The organism is Myxococcus virescens (genome assembly GCF_900101905.1).
Classification (GTDB): domain Bacteria; phylum Myxococcota; class Myxococcia; order Myxococcales; family Myxococcaceae; genus Myxococcus; species Myxococcus virescens.
This window is the reverse complement of record NZ_FNAJ01000022.1, coordinates 58111-75306: the sequence shown is the minus strand read 5'-3', so window position 1 is coordinate 75306 and position 17196 is coordinate 58111. Positions and strand designations below refer to the sequence as shown.

General features: G+C 70.3%; 15 protein-coding genes. 8 read left to right on the top strand and 7 right to left on the bottom strand.

Features of this window, described 5'->3' with window-relative positions; genetic code table 11:
• Nucleotides 1-116: 116 nt before the first annotated feature.
• Both BLU09_RS34740 and BLU09_RS34735 read right to left on the bottom strand, forming a co-directional pair.
• Nucleotides 117-1778, bottom strand: coding sequence for an acyl-CoA dehydrogenase family protein (locus tag BLU09_RS34740; RefSeq protein ID WP_090495386.1), 1662 nt, complete (start codon nt 1776-1778; stop codon nt 117-119).
• 90 nt (nt 1779-1868) lie between these two features.
• The gene (locus BLU09_RS34735; protein ID WP_244172290.1) at nt 1869-2645 is read right to left on the bottom strand and encodes a DUF6209 family protein; all 777 of its coding nucleotides are present in this window, start codon (nt 2643-2645) and stop codon (nt 1869-1871) included.
• A gap of 193 nt (nt 2646-2838) precedes the next feature.
• On the opposite strand from BLU09_RS34735, the gene BLU09_RS34730 reads away from it, so the two are divergent.
• A complete protein-coding gene (locus BLU09_RS34730) occupies nt 2839-4602 on the top strand; it encodes an ATP-binding protein (RefSeq protein WP_090495384.1) in 1764 nt (587 codons plus the stop codon).
• Nucleotides 4603-4609: 7 nt separating this feature from the next.
• Here the strand turns inward: BLU09_RS34730 and BLU09_RS34725 are convergent, their stop codons facing one another.
• Nucleotides 4610-5398, bottom strand: coding sequence for a WbqC family protein (locus tag BLU09_RS34725; RefSeq protein ID WP_244172295.1), 789 nt, complete (start codon nt 5396-5398; stop codon nt 4610-4612).
• 186 nt (nt 5399-5584) lie between these two features.
• On the opposite strand from BLU09_RS34725, the gene BLU09_RS34720 reads away from it, so the two are divergent.
• Nucleotides 5585-7657 (top strand): ATP-binding protein, encoded by a 2073-nt coding sequence (locus BLU09_RS34720; protein WP_244172289.1) that lies wholly within the window; start codon nt 5585-5587, stop codon nt 7655-7657.
• 2 nt (nt 7658-7659) lie between these two features.
• On the opposite strand, the gene BLU09_RS34715 is transcribed toward BLU09_RS34720, so the two are convergent.
• The gene (locus BLU09_RS34715; protein WP_090495374.1) at nt 7660-8442 is read right to left on the bottom strand and encodes a phytanoyl-CoA dioxygenase family protein; all 783 of its coding nucleotides are present in this window, start codon (nt 8440-8442) and stop codon (nt 7660-7662) included.
• A gap of 87 nt (nt 8443-8529) precedes the next feature.
• On the opposite strand from BLU09_RS34715, the gene BLU09_RS34710 reads away from it, so the two are divergent.
• The 4 genes from BLU09_RS34710 to BLU09_RS34695 all read left to right on the top strand — a co-directional run bounded on the left by BLU09_RS34710 (nt 8530) and on the right by BLU09_RS34695 (nt 13020).
• A complete protein-coding gene (locus tag BLU09_RS34710) occupies nt 8530-9498 on the top strand; it encodes an alpha/beta fold hydrolase (protein ID WP_090495370.1) in 969 nt (322 codons plus the stop codon).
• Between the two features lie 132 nt (nt 9499-9630).
• Nucleotides 9631-11355, top strand: a complete 1725-nt coding sequence (locus BLU09_RS34705) for a lamin tail domain-containing protein (RefSeq protein WP_090495366.1) — start codon at nt 9631-9633, stop codon at nt 11353-11355.
• A gap of 81 nt (nt 11356-11436) precedes the next feature.
• On the top strand, nt 11437-12219 hold the full coding sequence (locus BLU09_RS34700; protein WP_090495363.1) for an exodeoxyribonuclease III: 783 nt from the start codon (nt 11437-11439) through the stop codon (nt 12217-12219).
• 18 nt (nt 12220-12237) lie between these two features.
• Nucleotides 12238-13020, top strand: coding sequence for a lysophospholipid acyltransferase family protein (locus BLU09_RS34695; protein ID WP_186817926.1), 783 nt, complete (start codon nt 12238-12240; stop codon nt 13018-13020).
• A gap of 1 nt (nt 13021) precedes the next feature.
• Here the strand turns inward: BLU09_RS34695 and BLU09_RS34690 are convergent, their stop codons facing one another.
• Nucleotides 13022-13546, bottom strand: coding sequence for a hypothetical protein (locus BLU09_RS34690; protein WP_090495359.1), 525 nt, complete (start codon nt 13544-13546; stop codon nt 13022-13024).
• A 59-nt stretch (nt 13547-13605) separates the two neighbouring features.
• Between BLU09_RS34690 and BLU09_RS34685 the strand changes: the two genes are divergently transcribed.
• A complete protein-coding gene (locus BLU09_RS34685; protein ID WP_244172288.1) occupies nt 13606-14751 on the top strand; it encodes a hypothetical protein in 1146 nt (381 codons plus the stop codon).
• Nucleotides 14752-14763: 12 nt separating this feature from the next.
• On the opposite strand, the gene BLU09_RS34680 is transcribed toward BLU09_RS34685, so the two are convergent.
• Nucleotides 14764-15225: a universal stress protein gene (locus BLU09_RS34680; RefSeq protein WP_090495356.1), complete on the bottom strand. Its 462-nt coding sequence runs from the start codon at nt 15223-15225 to the stop codon at nt 14764-14766.
• A gap of 155 nt (nt 15226-15380) precedes the next feature.
• On the opposite strand from BLU09_RS34680, the gene BLU09_RS34675 reads away from it, so the two are divergent.
• Nucleotides 15381-16241: an SDR family NAD(P)-dependent oxidoreductase gene (locus BLU09_RS34675; RefSeq protein WP_090495351.1), complete on the top strand. Its 861-nt coding sequence runs from the start codon at nt 15381-15383 to the stop codon at nt 16239-16241.
• 15 nt (nt 16242-16256) lie between these two features.
• Here BLU09_RS34675 and BLU09_RS34670 read toward each other — a convergent pair whose 3' ends face one another.
• Entirely contained in the window at nt 16257-17051 is a 795-nt protein-coding gene (locus BLU09_RS34670; protein ID WP_090495349.1) for a trypsin-like serine peptidase, read from the bottom strand.
• Nucleotides 17052-17196 lie beyond the last annotated feature (145 nt).

Genomic DNA, 17196 nt, shown 5'->3' with positions numbered 1-17196 from the left:
AGGGTGCCCGCCCCGGAGGGAGGGGCAGGTCTGCCCCTGGGATAGGAATTGCGTGTAAATGATTGAGGCTGTCTGGATGTGTCGTGTTGTTTCGGGCTGGTGCCAGGCGCGGCACCTCAGGCCAGGAGCCGGACATCCTCCAGGCTCGCGGCCGGTTGGATGAGGTCCACGCCGTGCGAGGCGAAGCGCCGTGCCGCCGCCTTGCTCCGGGGGCCGTGGCCGTGGTCCAGGCACCACTGCGCATGGGCGCAGAGCAAGGCCAGCTCCAGCGTCCGTCCCAGCGTCAGCGAGAAGCGCCGGGCGCCAGCCTCCAGGGTTGCGGGGTCCTCCATGGCACCGGCCACCCAGGCCCGCGCGTGCTCCAGCGCGCCCTGGGCCGCGTCGACACAGGGCCGCAGGCCCGCGTCCCGGGTCTGGCCCAGGCGGCCCTCCACCTCGTGGAAGAACGCCTCCAGCGCGCCTTCCTTCGCCAGGGCGCGCAGGGTGTCCAGGGAGAGGACGTTCGTGGTGCCTTCCCAGATGGACAGCACCTGGGCGTCGGCCTGGAGCCGCGGAATGCCCGTGTCTTCCACGTAGCCCGCGCCGCCGAAGGCCTCCGCGACTTCGGAGGTGACGTGCACCACCTGCCGACCGGTGGTCAGCTTCGCCAGGGGCGTCACCAGCCGCTGCAGGAGCAGCTCCTGCTCGGTGGCCGCCTTCGCCTCCATGCGGCCCAGCAGCTCCACGGCGCGGAAGGCCAGCAGGAACCCCGCCTGGAACTCCGCCTCCAGCCCCGCCAGGGTGTCCATGTGCAGCGGCTTGTCCGCCAGCTTCGCGCCGAACTGCACCCGCCGCTGGGCGTAGTCCCGGGCCAGGGCCAGCGCCCGGCGCATGGCCCATGCGGAGCCCACCGCGTTCCAGGTGCGTGTCACATTCAGCATCCACGCCATGTTCCGGATGCCATCCGTCAGCCCCGCCACGGGAATGGCCAGCGCGCCATCCAAGGTCAGCTCCGCCGTGGGCACCTTGCGCGTTCCCAGTTTGTCTTTGAGCCGGTTGATCTGGATGCCATTGAGTCTTCCGGCCGCGTCCCGTGTCTCCACGTAGAACAGGGCCAGGCCCTTGCCGCCGGGGCCGTTGCCTTCCGGACGCGCCAGCGTGAGCGCCATCTGCGCCGTCGTCGCGGAGGTGAACCACTTCGTTCCAGACAGCCGCCAGCCCTCCGGGGTCTGCCGGGCCACTGTCTGCGTGAGGCCCACGTCCGAGCCGCCGGTGCGCTCCGTCATCCACTGACCGGACGTCCACGCCGTGGCCGGGTCCCGGGACGTCAGGTGGGGCAGGGCGCGGTCGATGAGCGCCGTGTTGCCCAGCGTGAGCAACGAGCGCGCCGCGCCGTCCGTCATCGCCAGCGGGCACGAGTACACGTCCAGCGACGCCTGCACGAGGTAGTTGAGGATGAACTGGTGGACGCGGCTGAGCTCGGCGTTCTTCTGCTCGTAGGCCGTGGCCACCAGTCCGCGCCGCGCGGCCAGGGCCTCGGCTTCCTTCCACAGCGGCGACACCTCGATGTGGTCGACGCGGTGGCCCCACGCATCCCACTGGGTCAGCTCCGGCTCGTTCAGCCGATCGCGGAGCTGGAAGCGGTAGAAGTAATCCCCGCCCAGCGCTCCCAGCTCGCGGAACTCATCCGTCAGCGCGTGCCGCAGGTCCTCCGGGAGGGTGCGGGCCAGGTAGCTCTGGAGCAGCGCATCGTCGTCGTACTGATTGCCCAGCCTCGGCGGTTCCTGGAAGAAACTCATGCGCCAAGGGTAGCACCCATGTTCCGGCCCGGGCGCGTCTCGCGGTGCGAGGGCATCCAGGCCAGAACGTGGGTGAGGCTGTCAGACGGCCTACGGCTGCAGGGTGAACGTGTAGTTCGCCCCGTAGTCGGAGTCCCAGCGGCGGCAGGTGCCACGGTCCCAGTTCTCGAACCAGAGCTGCACGGAGGTGGCCCCGACGGGCGGGATGAGGGTGACGGGCGTGCCCGTGCGCGTATAGCCGCTGGTGGTGGTGACGCTCTGCTCGCCCATCACCCCGTTGTTGAAGCGCCAGCGCACACCCACGTCCCACGTGGGCGCGCCGTTGTAGAGCAGCCGGCACTCGGGCAGGCGCGCGATGTCGTAGTCCACGACGAAGGGCTGGCCCTGGCGGGGCGTGCCCACCACGTGCTCCACCCAGCCCTGCTGGAACACGAGCGTCGCCGTGGGCGTGGCGCTGGCCTCCAGGACGTTGAACTGGAAGTTGCCGCCGTAGTTGGAGTCGTAGTGCTCGCAGCCCGGGCTGGACACGAGGAACCACAGCTCCAGCAGGCCCTGCGCCTGCAGGTCCAGCGTCGGTCCATTGCCGGTGACGGGCGCGCCCGCCACATCGAAGCTGGCCGGCGCGGAGCCGTTGAGGCGGTAGTGGCCGGTGATGCTCCACGCGGGGCTGCCGTCGGGGTTGTTGACGCGGCACTGCGGCAGGCGCGCGGTGCTGTAGACGACCTGCACCTGGCCCCCCTCGGTCAGCACCTCCGACTGGTGGAGGGTCCAGTTGCCGTGGAAGGAGAGGGTGGGCGTCGTCTGCGCCGCCGCGGAGGTTCCGAGCAGGAGCAGGGGCAGGGCGAGGACGGACAGAAGTCGCTTCACGAAGAGCTCCAATGCGAATGATGGGGGTGGGCTTCGCGCGCCGCGCAGGCGGGCGGAGGCGCGCGCACTATCGACGAGGAGGCTGACAGGAACACTTGGGTTCAGTGCTTTTCTGTTTGTTCTGCAACTCCGTTTCGTCCAAACCGGACCGATGCGGTAGGCTCCGGCGCGAACACCCTGGAGCGAGCACCGCATGTCCCTGTTCAGGCGACCGCCATCCCCGGACTCCGGCTCGTCGAGCGACGAGTCCAGCCGCAGCGTCACCCCCGTGGAAACGGCCGTGGTGCCGCCCGCGGCGCCCACGCCGGTGCTGTCGGGGCCTCCGCGCCCGCGCGTCGGTGTCACGGGGATGACCGCCGCGCTCCCGCCGCGTCCCCCGGGCGCCGTCACGGGCTCACGTCCCGCGCTGCCACCGGAGCCGGACGAGCCCGACTTTCCCACCGAGCGTCGCGCCTCGTCCTCGCCGCCGGACCGCCGTGCTCCGCCGCCGGCGCCGGCCACGCTGCCGTCCGTCATCGTCGCCCCGCCTGAGCGCCGTGGGCCCGGGCCGTCCCAGTACTCGGGCCCGGACCGACGAGGCAGCGCCGCCAGTCCGCAGTACAACGGCCCGGAGCGCCGGACGTCCCGGCGGCAGGGAGAGGAGGGTGGCGCAGGCCCGGGCGACCGTTTCTGGCCCGCCCAGCCACGCACCCTGGGCGAGACGGGCCTCAACACCACCTTCGTGGAAGAGCTGGTCCTCAAGGCGCTCTTCTTCGCCGGTGAGATGCGCGGCATGGACATCGCCGCGCGCCTTCAGCTGCCCACCACGCTGGTGGACGACGTCATCGAAGGACTGCGCCGCCAGAAGTACATCGACATCCGCGGCGGTGGCGGCTCGGGCGTGGGCAAGTCGACGATGATCTACCAGCTCACCACGTTCGTGACGGACGTGCTGCGGCAGGTGCTCGACCGCAACCGCTACAACGGCCCCGCGCCCGTGCCCTTCCTGGAGTGGGCGGCCGCCGTGAAGAAGCAGACCGTGCGCGGCAACCGCATCACCCGCGCGCGCATGCAGGACAAGTTCGGCGACCTCATCATCAAGGACTACATCTTCGACGGCATCGGTCCGGCGATGAACTCCGGCCGCGCCATCTTCTTCTACGGGCCCCCGGGCAACGGCAAGACGGCCATCTGCCAGGGCATGGTGAACTGCTTCGACGGGGACATCTTCATCCCCCACGCCATCCTCATCGACGACTTCGTGGTGCGCATCTTCGACGCCAACCTCCACAAGGTGGTGGAGGACGAGCCCGGAGCGCCGCCGTATGACCGGCGCTGGGTGCGCTGCCGGCGCCCGCTCGTCGTCGTGGGCGGTGAGCTGACGCTGGAGATGCTGGACCTCGTGTACTCGCCGGAGGTGAAGTACTACGAGGCGCCGTTCCAGATGAAGGCGAGCAACGGCATGCTCCTCATCGACGACTTCGGCCGGCAGAAGGTGTCCCCCAAGGACCTGCTCAACCGGTGGATCGTCCCGCTGGAGAGCGACGTCGACATGCTCACCCTGCACACCGGCAAGAAGCTGCAGGTGCCCTTCGACGTGTTCGCCGCCTTCTCCACCAACCTGGACCCCAGCGACCTCGTGGATGACGCCTTCTTGCGCCGCGTCCGCTACAAGCTGGAGGTGCAGCGCCCGGACGAGGAGCAGTTCCACGACATCTTCCAGGTCATGTGCCGCAAGCGCGGCGTGCCCTACAACGCGGCGGCGGTGGACTACCTCATCGACGCGCACTACCGCCCGGTGGGGCGTCCGTTCGCCGCCTGTCAGCCGCGTGACTTGTTGGATCAGGTCATCGACATGGCCCACTACCAGGGCCAGGAGCCGCGCCTGACGACCGAGCTCCTGGACTCCGCCGTGCGCGGCTACTTCGTGCGCTTCGACAAGGACAAGCCGGCGGGGACGTCCGCCTCCGCGGGCTGAGGCCCCCTCATCCGCCCGGGGGCCGGGGCGCGAACGGTCCCCAGGGCGAAGGCTCCAGCCACTGGCGCACCTCATCCACCGGCACGTTGGCCAGCACGTCCACCAGCGACATGCCGTGGACGAAGCGGCCCGGGCGGCCCTGTGCGTATTCGGGGTGGCGGAAGCGCTGCCACAGCACGCGCACGTCCACGTCCCGGAACAGGCCCACCTGGAGGTACAGGGACGAGCCCAACCCCGAGTAGTACGTGTGCGCGCCCAGCTGCCGGCAGTACGCCACCAACCGGGCCGACTTGTCCTCGCCCTGCTTGTCCAAGGTGGAGGCCAGGACCAGGTTCGGCGTCAGGCCCAGCGGCTCGTTGAAGAGCGCCATGCTCGCCAGCAGCACCCGCAGCAGCGAACCCGGGCCCGACTCGCGCGCCGCCGCGTCATAGAAGGGCTCCAGCCGGGGCAATACCTGCGACGCGAAGTAGGGCCGCTTCGCGTACAGCGACACCAGCGTGCGCAGGTGCTCGCGGGCCCAGGGCTGACGGGCATCCACCGCCAGGTCCTTGATGAGGGTGTCCCGGTGCGGGTTCTCCAAGGGGATGGACATCCACTGGAACCCGGGCTCCGTGGGCGGGGGCTGGGGGACGTTGTGGGGCAGGGCCACCCGCGTGCGCCGCTGCCAGCCGCGCCGCAGCCACTGCACGTTGTCCAGCACGACGAAGGTCCCCGCGCGGGCCAGCTGCTCGTGGAAGTCCACCCACGGCAGGTAGTGCGGCTGCTCGGCGACCACGACTCCAGGGATGCCCGGCACGCGCGGAGGATAGCGTCCTGGCGCCACCCGGTGGCCACCCGTTTGCCCTCCGGCCGGTATGTTTCCACCGGACATGGGGTGCGCCTGACCCCCGCCAGTCAGGACGCCCCTGGCTGGAAATGCCGTGCTACAGAATCATAGTATTTTTCACCCCGTGTGTTTGGGGCCACGGAGCAGGGCGACTGGATGAAGTTCCTGTGTCTCACCTCTGATGACCGGCACCCCGTGGCGGAGGAACTGCGGCGCCAGGGCCAGGCCGTGTTCAGCACCGCCGACGTGGTGGAAGCCGGCGCGGCGCTGGGGCACGGGCCCGTGGACGTACTGGTGGTGGACGCGGCGGACCTGGTGGAGGACGCGCGCTGGCTGGACGCGCTGCGGACGCGGGCGCGTCCCGAGGAGCCGCTGGTGCTGGGGTTGGCGCGGGACGACACCGACGCGGCGCTCGAGCCGCTGCTGGCCGCGGGCGTGGACGAGTTCCTGGTGGAGCCCTTCACCCCGGTGCAGGTGCGCTCACGGCGGTTGTTGCTGGAGCGGCGGGTGGCGGCGCGACGCCAGCGGCGGACGTCCGAGGCGGAGGCGCGGGGCGAGGTGGCGCGGCTGGCCTCCATCATCCAGATGCAGTCGGACGTGGCGATGGCGGGCTACGGGCTCGACGAGCTGATGCGGCTGCTGTGCGAGCGCTCGCGGGTGTTGTGCGGCGCGGACGGCGCGGCGGTGGCGCTGCTGGGGGCGGACACCGACGAGGAGGTGACCTACCTGGTGGCCAGCGGCAGCCTGACGCCCTTCATTGGCTTCCGGCTGAAGGTGGAGGGCAGTCTCACGGGCGCCAGCCTGCTGCGGGGCGAGGTGATGCGCACGGATGACTCGGAGGCGGACGTCCGGGTCAACGTGACGGCGCTGCGCCAGGTGGGCGCGCGGTCGATGATTTGTGTGCCGCTGTGGCGCGAGGGCCGCCCGGTGGGCGTGCTCAACGTCACCAGCCGGCGGCCGAACACGTTCGAGGACCGGGACGTGCGCACGCTGGAGCTGATGGCGGGTCTGCTCGGCGCGGCCATGGGCAACGCGGCCGAGGCCCAGGCGCGTCAGGAGTTGATGGTGCAGAACACGCTGGCGATGGGCGCGCTGGAGGAGTCGCAGGAGCTGTTCGCGTCCTTCATGGACAACATCCCCGCGGTGGCCTTCATGAAGGACGAGCGGGGCCGCCGCATCTGGGTGAACGCGCGCTACAGCCGGTTCTTCGGCTACCCGGTGGGCGCGGACATGTCCAACGTGGCCGACGTGGAGTTGATGCCCGCGGCCTCCGCCGAGCAGTCGCGCCGGGATGACGACGCGGTGCTGACCTCCGGCAAGCAGAGCATCACCGAGATGATGGTTCCCGCGCGCGACGGCACCGAGCGCCACTGGCTCACCTACCGCTTCATCGTGCGGGAGCGCTCGGGGCGGCGGCTGCTGGCGGGCGTGGCGGTGGACATCACCGACCGCAAGGCCATGCAGGCGCAGCTCGTGGTGTCGGACCGGCTGGCGGCGGTGGGGACGCTGGCGGCGGGCGTGGCACACGAAATCAACAACCCGCTGGCCTTCGTCCTCTCCAACCTGTCGTTCCTCGCGGGCGAACTGCACGCCCTGGCGCCGGAGTTGCCGTCGGGCCGCATGGCGGAGCTGGAGGAGGTGCTGCGCGAGGCCACCGACGGCGCGCACCGCGTGCGGCAGATCGTCCGGGACTTGAGGACCTTCTCCCGGGGCGACGACGAGGTGGCCACCGCCGTCAACGTGCAGGCGGTGCTCGAGTCGGCCATCACCCTGGCGCGCAGCGAGCTGAAGCTGCGCGCGCAGCTGGTCCGCGACTACTGCGAGGTGCCGCTGGTGGAGGGCAACGAGGGCCGCTTCGGACAGGTGTTCCTCAACCTGCTCATCAACGCCGCGCAGGCCATTCCGATGGGCCAGTCGGAGCAGCACGAGGTCCGGCTGAGCCTGCGGAGCACCGGGGACCGCGTCATCATCGAGGTGCGCGACACGGGCGTGGGCATGCCGCCGGAGGTGCGCGCCCGCATCTTCGACCCCTTCTTCACCACCAAGCCGGTGGGCGAGGGCACGGGGCTGGGCCTGTCCATCTGCCACGGCATCGTCACCGGCTTCGGTGGAGACATCTCCGTGGAGAGCGAGGAGGGACGGGGCAGCACCTTCCGCGTCTCCCTGCCGGTGGCGCGACGCGCGAAGGAGCCGGTGGAGCCGCCGCTGCGCATGCCCCTGGTGGGCTGAGGTCAGCGGCGGAACATGGGCGGGAAGACGCGGGGGGCCTTCTTCTTGCGCAGGCAGCGCACGGCCGCGTCCATGTAGCAGGCGGAGAAGGCGCGGCGGCGCAGGCCGGGGCGCCCACGTCCGGAGCGGTGCCAGAGGTGGTTGTGGACCAGGATGGCCTCGCCGGCGCGCGCCGGCAGGGACAGGACGCGGGAGTCCGCGTCGGCCGCCGCCACCGCGTCCGGAGGAATCACCCCGCCCAGGGGCGTCACCAGGCCGCCGCGGTGGCTGCCCGGGACGACTTCCAGACAGCCGCCGTCCTCGGGGGCGTCATCCAGCGCGGTCCAGATCTGCAGCTCCGGTTCGTGGGTGAGCCCCCACAGCCGGCCGCCATCCTGGTGCCAGGGCAGGTTGCTGCCGCCGGCCTGCCCCTTGTGGAAGAGGATGGCGCGGTAGAGGACGATGTCGCCGGGGATGAGCGCCCGGGCGATGCGTTCGAACAGCGGGTTCTCCATCCACGCCAGGAAGCGCGGGTCCTTCTCCAGCTTCTCCAGCTTGCGGTAGTCCAGGGAGGGGCCCTGCCAGCCCAGTCCGAGGGGGGCGTCCTCGTAGCGGCCGGTGGTGGCGTCCGGCTGGAAGAAGAGGCCCGGGTGGACGACCCGGCCCAGCATCAGGTCGTCGGCCCGCTCGCGGAGCGCGTCCAGGCCCTCGTCACCCAGCACCCGGCCCAGCTTCGCGTAGCCGTGCTCGGCGTAGTGGGCCAGGGCAGGGCGGATATCGAACCGTTCCACGTCGACGCAAAGCATGGCGCCCCCCTCATACCCCGGGACGCGCCCGTCAGGGCAGGTTGATGCTTGCGCCCCCGGCCCGGGCGCCGCATCGTGGGAAGTGGCATGCCCTACCGTCGCACCACGCGCTTTGTGACTGCCCCGGATGGTACCCGGGTCGCCTGGCATACCCACTTCGGCAACCTCCGGGAGGCCACCGCCGACGCAGAGCTGGTGGCCCGCCCCACGGTGCTGCTGACGAACGGGATTGGCTCCTCGGAGAACTTCTGGCGTTACCTGGTGGGAAACCTGGAGCAGGACCACCGGGTGGTGCACTGGAACTACCGGGGCCATGGCAGCAGCGATGAATCCCTGGGGGACGGGTACCAGATTCGCGTGCACGTGGATGACCTGGAGCGCATCACCGAGGCGGTGATGGCCCGGGGGGATGGGCGCCCGCCGCACCATGTGGCGTTCTCCATGGGCGTGCGCGTCCTGCTGGACCTGTATCGGCGGCGGCCGGACCTGGTTCCGTCCATGACGCTCATCGCCGGGGCGCCGGGGGCGTTCGGCTCGGGGGTGGACTCGACGGGGGCCCGCGCGTTCCTGTCCGCCACCCGGGGCATGCTCAAGCTGGCCACGCCCACGCTGCCGCTGGCGGCGCCCATGGCGCACGCGGTGATGGCCAGCCGCTTCGCCTATCCCCTGGCGCGGATGGTGGGGGCGCTCCGGGCCCGGGCGCCTCGGGCGGACATCGACGAGTTCATGCTCGCCCTGCGCCGGATGAGCCCCAGGGCCTACTGGTACACCCTCCGGGGCATGGTGGAGGGCCATGCCTGGGACGTGGCCAGGACGGTGCAGGTGCCCACGCTCATCGTCGCCGCCAGCAACGATTTGCTCGTTCCGCTGAGGGAGATGGAACGAATGCGTGACGCAATGCCGCACGCACATTGGATGCGGGTGGATGACGCGGGGCACGCCGGCCTGCTGGAGGCCGGGTCGGAGATCGCCGAGGCCGTGCGTGTCTTCCTCGTGGACCATGGCCTGGAGCCGCCCCATGAGGTCGGGGAGCACGCTCCGGTGCCTCCGTCCTGAGAGGGGAGGCCGGGGAGGATCAAAGCCCGGGCTTGAGTCCAGTGAAATCGGAAACTGCCGCCCGGATTGCGTCGTGGGTGACAGATATGGGATGCAGGGGGTTCTTCAAGTTTCAACGGAGACTCTTTACCCATGCCCTGGTCCTTCCGGCAGATGCTGGCGCCGCTGTCCGCACTGCTCCTTTTCATGTCCGCATGTGGCGATGACCCTGAGGTCAGGCCCGTTTGCGGAAATGGCATCGTCGAGGCTGGCGAGACGTGCGACGACGGCAATCGAAACAACAACGACAGCTGTGACAACAGCTGCCGTCGCCCCGCGCCCGATGCGGGCACCGGGGAGGATGCCGGCACCGAGGACGACGCCGGCACCGGTGAAGAGGATGCGGGCACCGGTGAAGAGGACGCTGGCACCACCGAGGACGCGGGCACCGGTGAAGAGGACGCCGGCACCACCGAGGACGCGGGCACCGGTGAGGACGACGCTGGCACCACCGAGGACGCGGGCACCGGTGAGGACGACGCTGGAACCGCCGAGGATGGTGGTTCGGGCGAGCCGGACGCGGGTTCGGATGAAGACGGTGGTTCGGGCGAGCCGGATTCCGGCACCGACGCGGGCACGGGCGAGGACGACGCCGGCACCGACGCGGGCACGGTCCAGGTCTCGCTGGACAGCTTCGGTCCGACGGGCACCTTCGCGCGCACCGGCACCACGGGGGCGACGTTCCCCGAGGCGCTGACGGTGCGTCTGCGTGAGGACGCTCCGGCGGAGGTCTGGGTGGAGGTTGCTTCGTCCAGCGCCGTGCTGAGCGTGCAGGGGGGGCTGGTGCGCATCGCCCCGGGTGAGCGCTCCGCCACGGTGCAGGTGACGGCGAACCTGGCGGCGGATCCGGAGACGGACAAGGCGACGCTGACGGCCACGCTGGGCAACGACACGCGTGCGGCCACGGTCCGGGTGCTGGCGGCGGATCAGGCCGCTGAGCTGGCCACGCTGTCGCCCGAGGTCATCTCGGCGAGCGCTGGCCAGACGCAGGGCTTCACGGTGGCGCTGGACGTTCCCCCGGCGCAGGACACGGTCATCCAGCTCGCGCTGGAGCCCGCGTCGCTCGGCACGGTGCCGGCGACGGTGACGGTGCCGGCCAACAGCCTGTCCGCCAAGTTCGACTTCACCGCGGGCAGCACGGGCGGCGAGGGTCAGCTGGTGGCCGCGCTGAACGGTCAGTCCATCGCGGCGGCGGTGCAGGTGACCGCGGGCAGCAGCACGGGCCACGTCGTCATCAGCGAGTTCGCCCCCGCGGGCCCCGGTGGCGCCGGCGACGAGTTCATTGAGCTCTACAACCCGACGTCGAGCGCGGTGGACATCTCTGGCTGGAAGCTCCAGTACAAGTCCGCCACGAGCACCACCGGCTACAACAGCAGCTACGCGCTGCCCGCCGGCTCGGTCATCGCGCCGCGCAGCTACTTCCTGGCGGTGTCGTCGGCCTACGCGAGCACGTCGGGCAACACCGTGACGGGCAACGCGAACTGGGGGAGCACCATCCAGATGGGTGGCTCCGCGGGCCATGTGCGCCTGGGCTACCCGGAGATGGCGCTGACCGACGCCATCACCTCGCCGCTGGTGGTGGACACGGTGGGCTACGGCAGCAACGCCAACCAGCCGGAGGGCACGCGCATCGCCACCGTGCCGCCCGTCGCGGGCAGCTACGAGCGCAAGGCCTCGGCCGCGTCGACGGTGGAGTCCATGACCACCGGCGCGGACGCGCTGCTGGGCAACGGTCACGACTCCAACGACAACTCGGCGGACTTCATCCTCCGTCCGACGCGTCAGCCGCAGAACGCGTCGAGCGCGGCGGAGCCGTAGCAGGTCTCCTGTTCGCCCCTACCGCCCGTGTGTGCGGTAGGGGCTGGTAATGCCGCACGGGGCGGGCCATAAGCCTTCCCCGTGCGAGTCGTTTCGTGGAACGTGAACGGACTTCGCTCGGTGCACCGCAAGGGCTTCCTGCCCTGGCTCGCGGGGTGCCGGGCGCAAGTCGTTGGTCTGCAGGAGGTCCGCGCGCGCGCCGACCAGCTTCCCGACGAGGTGCGCTCACCGTCCCGGTGGAAGACGCACTTCGTGGCGGCGGAGCGGCCGGGCTACAGCGGCGTCGGACTGTACAGCCGCCTGGAGCCCGATGAAGTCGTGACGGTGCTCGGCGTGGGGGAGCTGGACGTCGAAGGGCGCCTGCAGATTGCCCGCTTCGGCAAGCTCACCGTGGTGAACGGCTACTTTCCCAACGGCAACGGGAAGGACCGGGACCTGAGCCGCATCCCCTACAAGCTGACCTTCTACCGGCGCCTCTTCGAGCGGCTGGAGAAGCCCCTGCGCGATGGTGGCCGGGTGCTGGTGATGGGGGACTTCAACACAGCGCATCAAGACATCGACCTGGCGCGGCCCAAGGAGAACCGGGAGACGAGCGGCTTCCGGCCCGAGGAGCGCGAGGAGTTCGACCGGTGGATTCGCGCCGGCTGGGTGGACACCTTCCGCCACTTCAACAAGGGTGGGGGGAACTATTCGTGGTGGAGTCAGCGGGCCGGCGTTCGGGAGAAGAATATCGGCTGGAGAATCGACTATGTCCTGGCTTCGCCAGCGGCCATGGCCTACGTGCGCAAGGCTGGCATCCACCCGGACGTGCTCGGCTCGGACCACTGTCCGGTGAGCGTGGACCTGGACCCCGCGGTTCGCTGACGCTTGTTCGAGGCTCTCATGAACGCACTGCTCTCCATCTGGACGTGGATCGAGATTGGCCTGGTGGCGCTGGTTGGCTTCTGTGTGCAGCTGTCGCTGGCCATCCTGACCTGGGCCTTCGACCGCAAGCGTCACGTGACGGGGCGCTGCTTCCGGCTCATCGGCGTCACCGCGGCGAAGCTGACGCCGTTCTGGCGCTTCGGCGTGCACGGCCCGGTGCCGGACAAGCTCGCGCCGAACACGGTGGTCGTGAGCAACCACGAGTCCAACGCGGACCCGTTCCTCATCTCGCACCTGCCGTGGGAGATGAAGTGGCTGGGCAAGGCCAGCCTCTTCAAGATTCCCGTGGTGGGCTGGAGCATGTGGATGGCGGGGGACGTCCCCGTGCACCGCGGCGATCGCGACTCGGCGACGGGCGCCATGGCGAAGTGCCGCCAGTGGCTGGCCAAGGGCATGCCGGTGATGATCTTCCCGGAAGGGACGCGCTCGAAGACGGATGACCTGCTGCCCTTCAAGGACGGCGCGTTCCGGCTGGCCATCGAGGCGCAGGCGGACGTGCTGCCCCTGGCGGTGAGCGGGACGCGGCGGGCGCTGCCGAAGCACTCCTGGCGCTTCGCCACCTCGCGCGGTTTGGTGACGGTGGGCACGCCCATCTCCACCAAGGGGATGACGCTGGCGGACGTGGAGACGCTGAAGAACCTGGCCCGCGAGCAGATCCTGTCGCTGCGGGCTTCGCTGATGCCGTTGACGCGCACCGGCACCGAGCCGGCGGTGCCGCCGGGGCCAGCCAGCGCCGCGTGACTCAGACGTCCTTGTCGCTCTCGTCGACGATGTGGCAGCCGGTCTCCTCATCGAGCGCGTCTTCAATGAAGCCGCGTACGATGTCCCGGCCGCCAATCTCGAAGGACAGGCTGACCTTGTCGCCCTTCACCGCCTCGTCCTGATCCACCTTCAGCTTTCCTCCCAGGGCGATGGCGTCCCCGTCGACAGCGGCGCCCTTGTGGACGCGGACCTCTCCGCCCAGGGACACCGCGCTGCCCGTCACCCGGGCTCCGGCTTCGACGATGACGCGGCCCCGGATGGCGACGACGTCCTCCACCACCGCGCCCTTGCGGATGATGACGTTGCCCTCCACGGCGACGCCGTCCTTCACCTTCTCACCGGCTTCGATGATCAGGTCCGTGCCCTGGACGGCGCGGCTTCCGTCCTTCGACTGCGTGGCGCACACCACCTTCCACTTCTGGGGCGGCTTCGCGCCGTCCTCGGCGAAGGCAGGGGTGGCGAGGGCGAGCCCGAGGGCCAAAGTGGCAATGGAGGACGAGCGCATGCGAGGCTCCTGTGAAAGCCGTGACACCGCTGGATACGCGCCTGCACGGAGGCGATTGCGTGCCCACGCCGTTACCTCCCCGGCGTGCGGCTTGCACAACCCTGTCTCCACACCCCACCCAGGAACACGTCCTGTCCGCCACGCCCCTTCGAAATGATGACGTCCGTGACCTGAGCATCTGGGGGTACGCCCTGGGCTACTTCGTGGCCTATGCCCCCTACAGCGCGCTGACGAAGGCGCTGTCCGGAGGCGCCTTGCCCGGCATGCGGGAGGGCATCTCCGGCTTCACGCTCCTGCCGGTGAGCACCTCGGCCTCGCTGGTGGGAATGTTCGCCTTCCTCACGTGGATGCGCTGGTGGCGTTACGCGGGGCACCGCCAGGTGTGGGGCATCCAGGTGCCGGCGCCAGGGCGATGGACGCTGCTGTCGGGGCTCTGCTCGGCGGCCATCATTGGCACCACGACGCTGGCGTACACCCTGCCGGGGGCGTCCATCGTCTTCATGATGCTGTTGATGCGCGGCGGCGTGCTCGTCCTGGCGCCGCTGGTGGACGTCCTCAGTGGACGGCGGGTGCGCTGGCCCTCATGGGTGGCCTTGGGCTTGAGCTTCTCGGCGGTGGCGGTGGCCGCGGGCTCGTCGGTCAGCCCCACGCTGACGCTCCTGGCCACGGTGGACGTGGGCGTGTACCTGGCGGCCTATTTCTTCCGGCTGCGCGCAATGAGCCGGCTGGCCAAGTCCGGCGCGCGTGAGGTCTCCATCCGCTACTTCGTGGAGGAGCAGATGGTGGCCACGCCCGTGCTGGTGGGCACCCTGGCGGTGCTGGCCCTCATCGGCGGTGAGGGCGTGCTCGGTGACATCCGCGACGGCTTCACCGGGGCCCTGTCGCGAGGCCACCTGGTCTCCGAGCTCGCCGTGGGACTGCTGTCGCAGGCCACCGGCATCTTCGGCGGCCTCATCCTCCTGGACGGGCGGGAGAATGCCTTCTGCGTGCCGGTGAATCGCGCGTCCAGCGTGCTCGCCGGAGTGGTCGCGACCGTAGTGATGTCCGTCACCCTGGGCCAGCCGGGCGCGGGGGCCCTGGAGTTGGTGGGCGCCGCGCTCGTTGTCGCCGCCATGGCGGTGCTGGCCGTGCCCACGGTGCTGGCCGCGCGGCGGAAAGCGGGGGAGCAGGCCGCTCCCCCGGTGGCTCCCGCCCCAGGGCCGTGAGGCGCGTCCGCGCTACTTCCGCTCGGACAGGTGGATGGTGAGCACCGGGCAGGACGCGCGGGCGACGACCTTCTGCGCCACGCTTCCCAGGAGCAGGCGGGGAAGGCCGCGCCGGCCGTGAGTGCCCATGACGATGAGGTCGCATTGGTCCTGCTCGGCGAGGTCGAGGATGGTGGACGCCGCCTCACCCACGACGATTTTCTGGCTCACCGGGACGCCCGGGGGCTCCCCCTGGTTCATCTGGGCCGTCAGCTCCTTCGTCGCTGCCTCCACGGCGACGTGCTCCAGGGATTGGGAGTTCCACCCCGGCGCGGCCACCAGCAGGTCGGGCGCCACGTACTGGGGGGGCTCCCAGGCGTGGACCACCTCGACCGATGCCTTGAAAGGCCGAGCGAGCTTCACCGCGTAGTCGATGACCTCCCGGGAGCCGTCCGACAGGTCCACGGGAACGAGGATTCGGGAAACAGTCGCCATGTCTTCTTTTCTGGGCATGGCACGCCCCAGATGGAAGAGCCGTGCCAGCGCCGCGCCGGTCGTCTGCTGTCCAGGCGTGCAAACCCTGCGGGGGGAGCGGCAGACCGCGCAAGGCATGCGCACGATGGGCACCTCAACGAACGGAGGATTTTGTCATGCGTCCTCTCCCCATCGACCAAGGAACCGTGCTGATCATCGGCGCGGCCCGGGGGATTGGCCGGGAGCTTGCCCGGCTGCTTGCGCGTCGCGTTCGGACCCTGGTGCTCGTGGACCATCAGGCCCAGGTCCTGGAGCCCCTGCGCGAGGAACTCCTGCTGAACTACCCGACGCTGGGCGTGCTCGTCGAATCCTGCGACGTGTGCGATCCCCAGCAGGTGGACGCGCTGCTCGCTTCGCTGGAGTCGCAGTTCGTCCGCGTGGACGTGTTGGTGAACAACGCCGCGGAGGGCGACCAGGCGCTCTATGCCCAGGAGGGCTGGGGGCGTGTGGAAGCCATGTTGCGCGCCAACGTCTGGGTGCCCGCGCTGCTGACGCACCGGCTGCTCAAGCCCATGTTGGAGCGTGGACGGGGCGGCATCCTCAACATCGGCTCCGGCGCGGCGCAGCTCATCCTGCCGGGCTCGGCCACCTTCTCCGCCACCCAGCGCTTCCTGGACGGCTTCACGGAGGCGCTGCGCCTGGAGGTGGAGGGGCAGGGCGTCACGGTGACGCGCGTGGCGCCGGGGCCGCTGTGGGAGGCGGGGGTGGAGGGCGCGGAGTCGCTGGCGCCCTTCTTCCATCTGTCGCTGGAGCGCTGCGCCCGCGAGGCGCTCGCCGGCTTCGAGCGCGGCCAGGCCCTGGTGTACCCGGGCCTGGGGCACCGGTGGGTGATGCGGCTGCTGCCACTGCTGCCTCGCGGGCTCAAGCGGAGCCTGGGGCGGATGGCGCTGCGGGGCCTGCGGCGGGAGGCGTTGCTGCTCCCTCCCCGGCAGGCCCCCCAGACGCTGCCGCTGGCGGGCGAGCCATCACCCGCGTGACGCGGAGGCTCGGCTCTAGAGGCCAATCTCGGCCAGGCGCGCCTTCACGCGCGTGGCCTTCACGCCGGTGTTGGCCGTGCCGCGGCCCTGCGAGTTGCCGCCCAGGCCGATGTGGTGCAGGCCCACCACCTGGTGCGAAGACGAGGACAGCACGGGCGAGCCGGACGAGCCGCCCAGCGTGTCCGCGTCATAGGACAGGTCCGTGGTGCTGTAGTTGGCATTGCGCACCACGCCCGGCGAGGACTTCTTCGTCGGCGTGCAGCCGCTCGTCGTGTAGTAGTCGCAGTTCTGGTGGACCACGTAGATGCTGGCGTTGGTGGCGGCGTTGGCGCTGGCCACCGTCAGCCAGCCGTACACGTCACCTGGGAGCTGGCCGTTGGTGGCCGTGCAGCGCAGCGCCGTCATGTCGTCGCTGGCCCAGGTGCGGATCATCGTGCCGCAGTTGTACCAGACGCGAGCGGTGGAGCTGACGCCGTCCTCATAGTTGAAGGACACGCGCGCACCGGAGGCCTCGGAGCTGCTGCCGACGCAGTGGTTGTTGGTGATGATGACATCCCGCGACACCAGCCACGCCGTGCAACGCGAGCCCACCGCCGGAATGGACAGGTAGCCCACCGCGCGCGAGCGCGTGCGCTGCGTGCCGGACAGCGTCGTGGCGCTCACCCAGTTCACCGAGCCCACGATGACGTTGGACTCCTGCGACTGCAGTGGCTCCTGGCCGTCCGCGTTGGGAACGTCGGGAGGTGCTTCGGTACCGCAGGCAGACAGGGCTCCCACCAGGAACAGCGCACGAACGCTCTTCGGGAACATCGGAACACCTCCTCGCGCTGGATTGCGCGGCGAGGCGCCAAGGCACGCGCCGTGCCATGCCTCCACTCCGAGCGTCGCCACTCGAAGCGGGCACCGCGCCGACACGCGCGACTGGTGCGTCCCTGTCCAGGTAACTCAGTTGTTG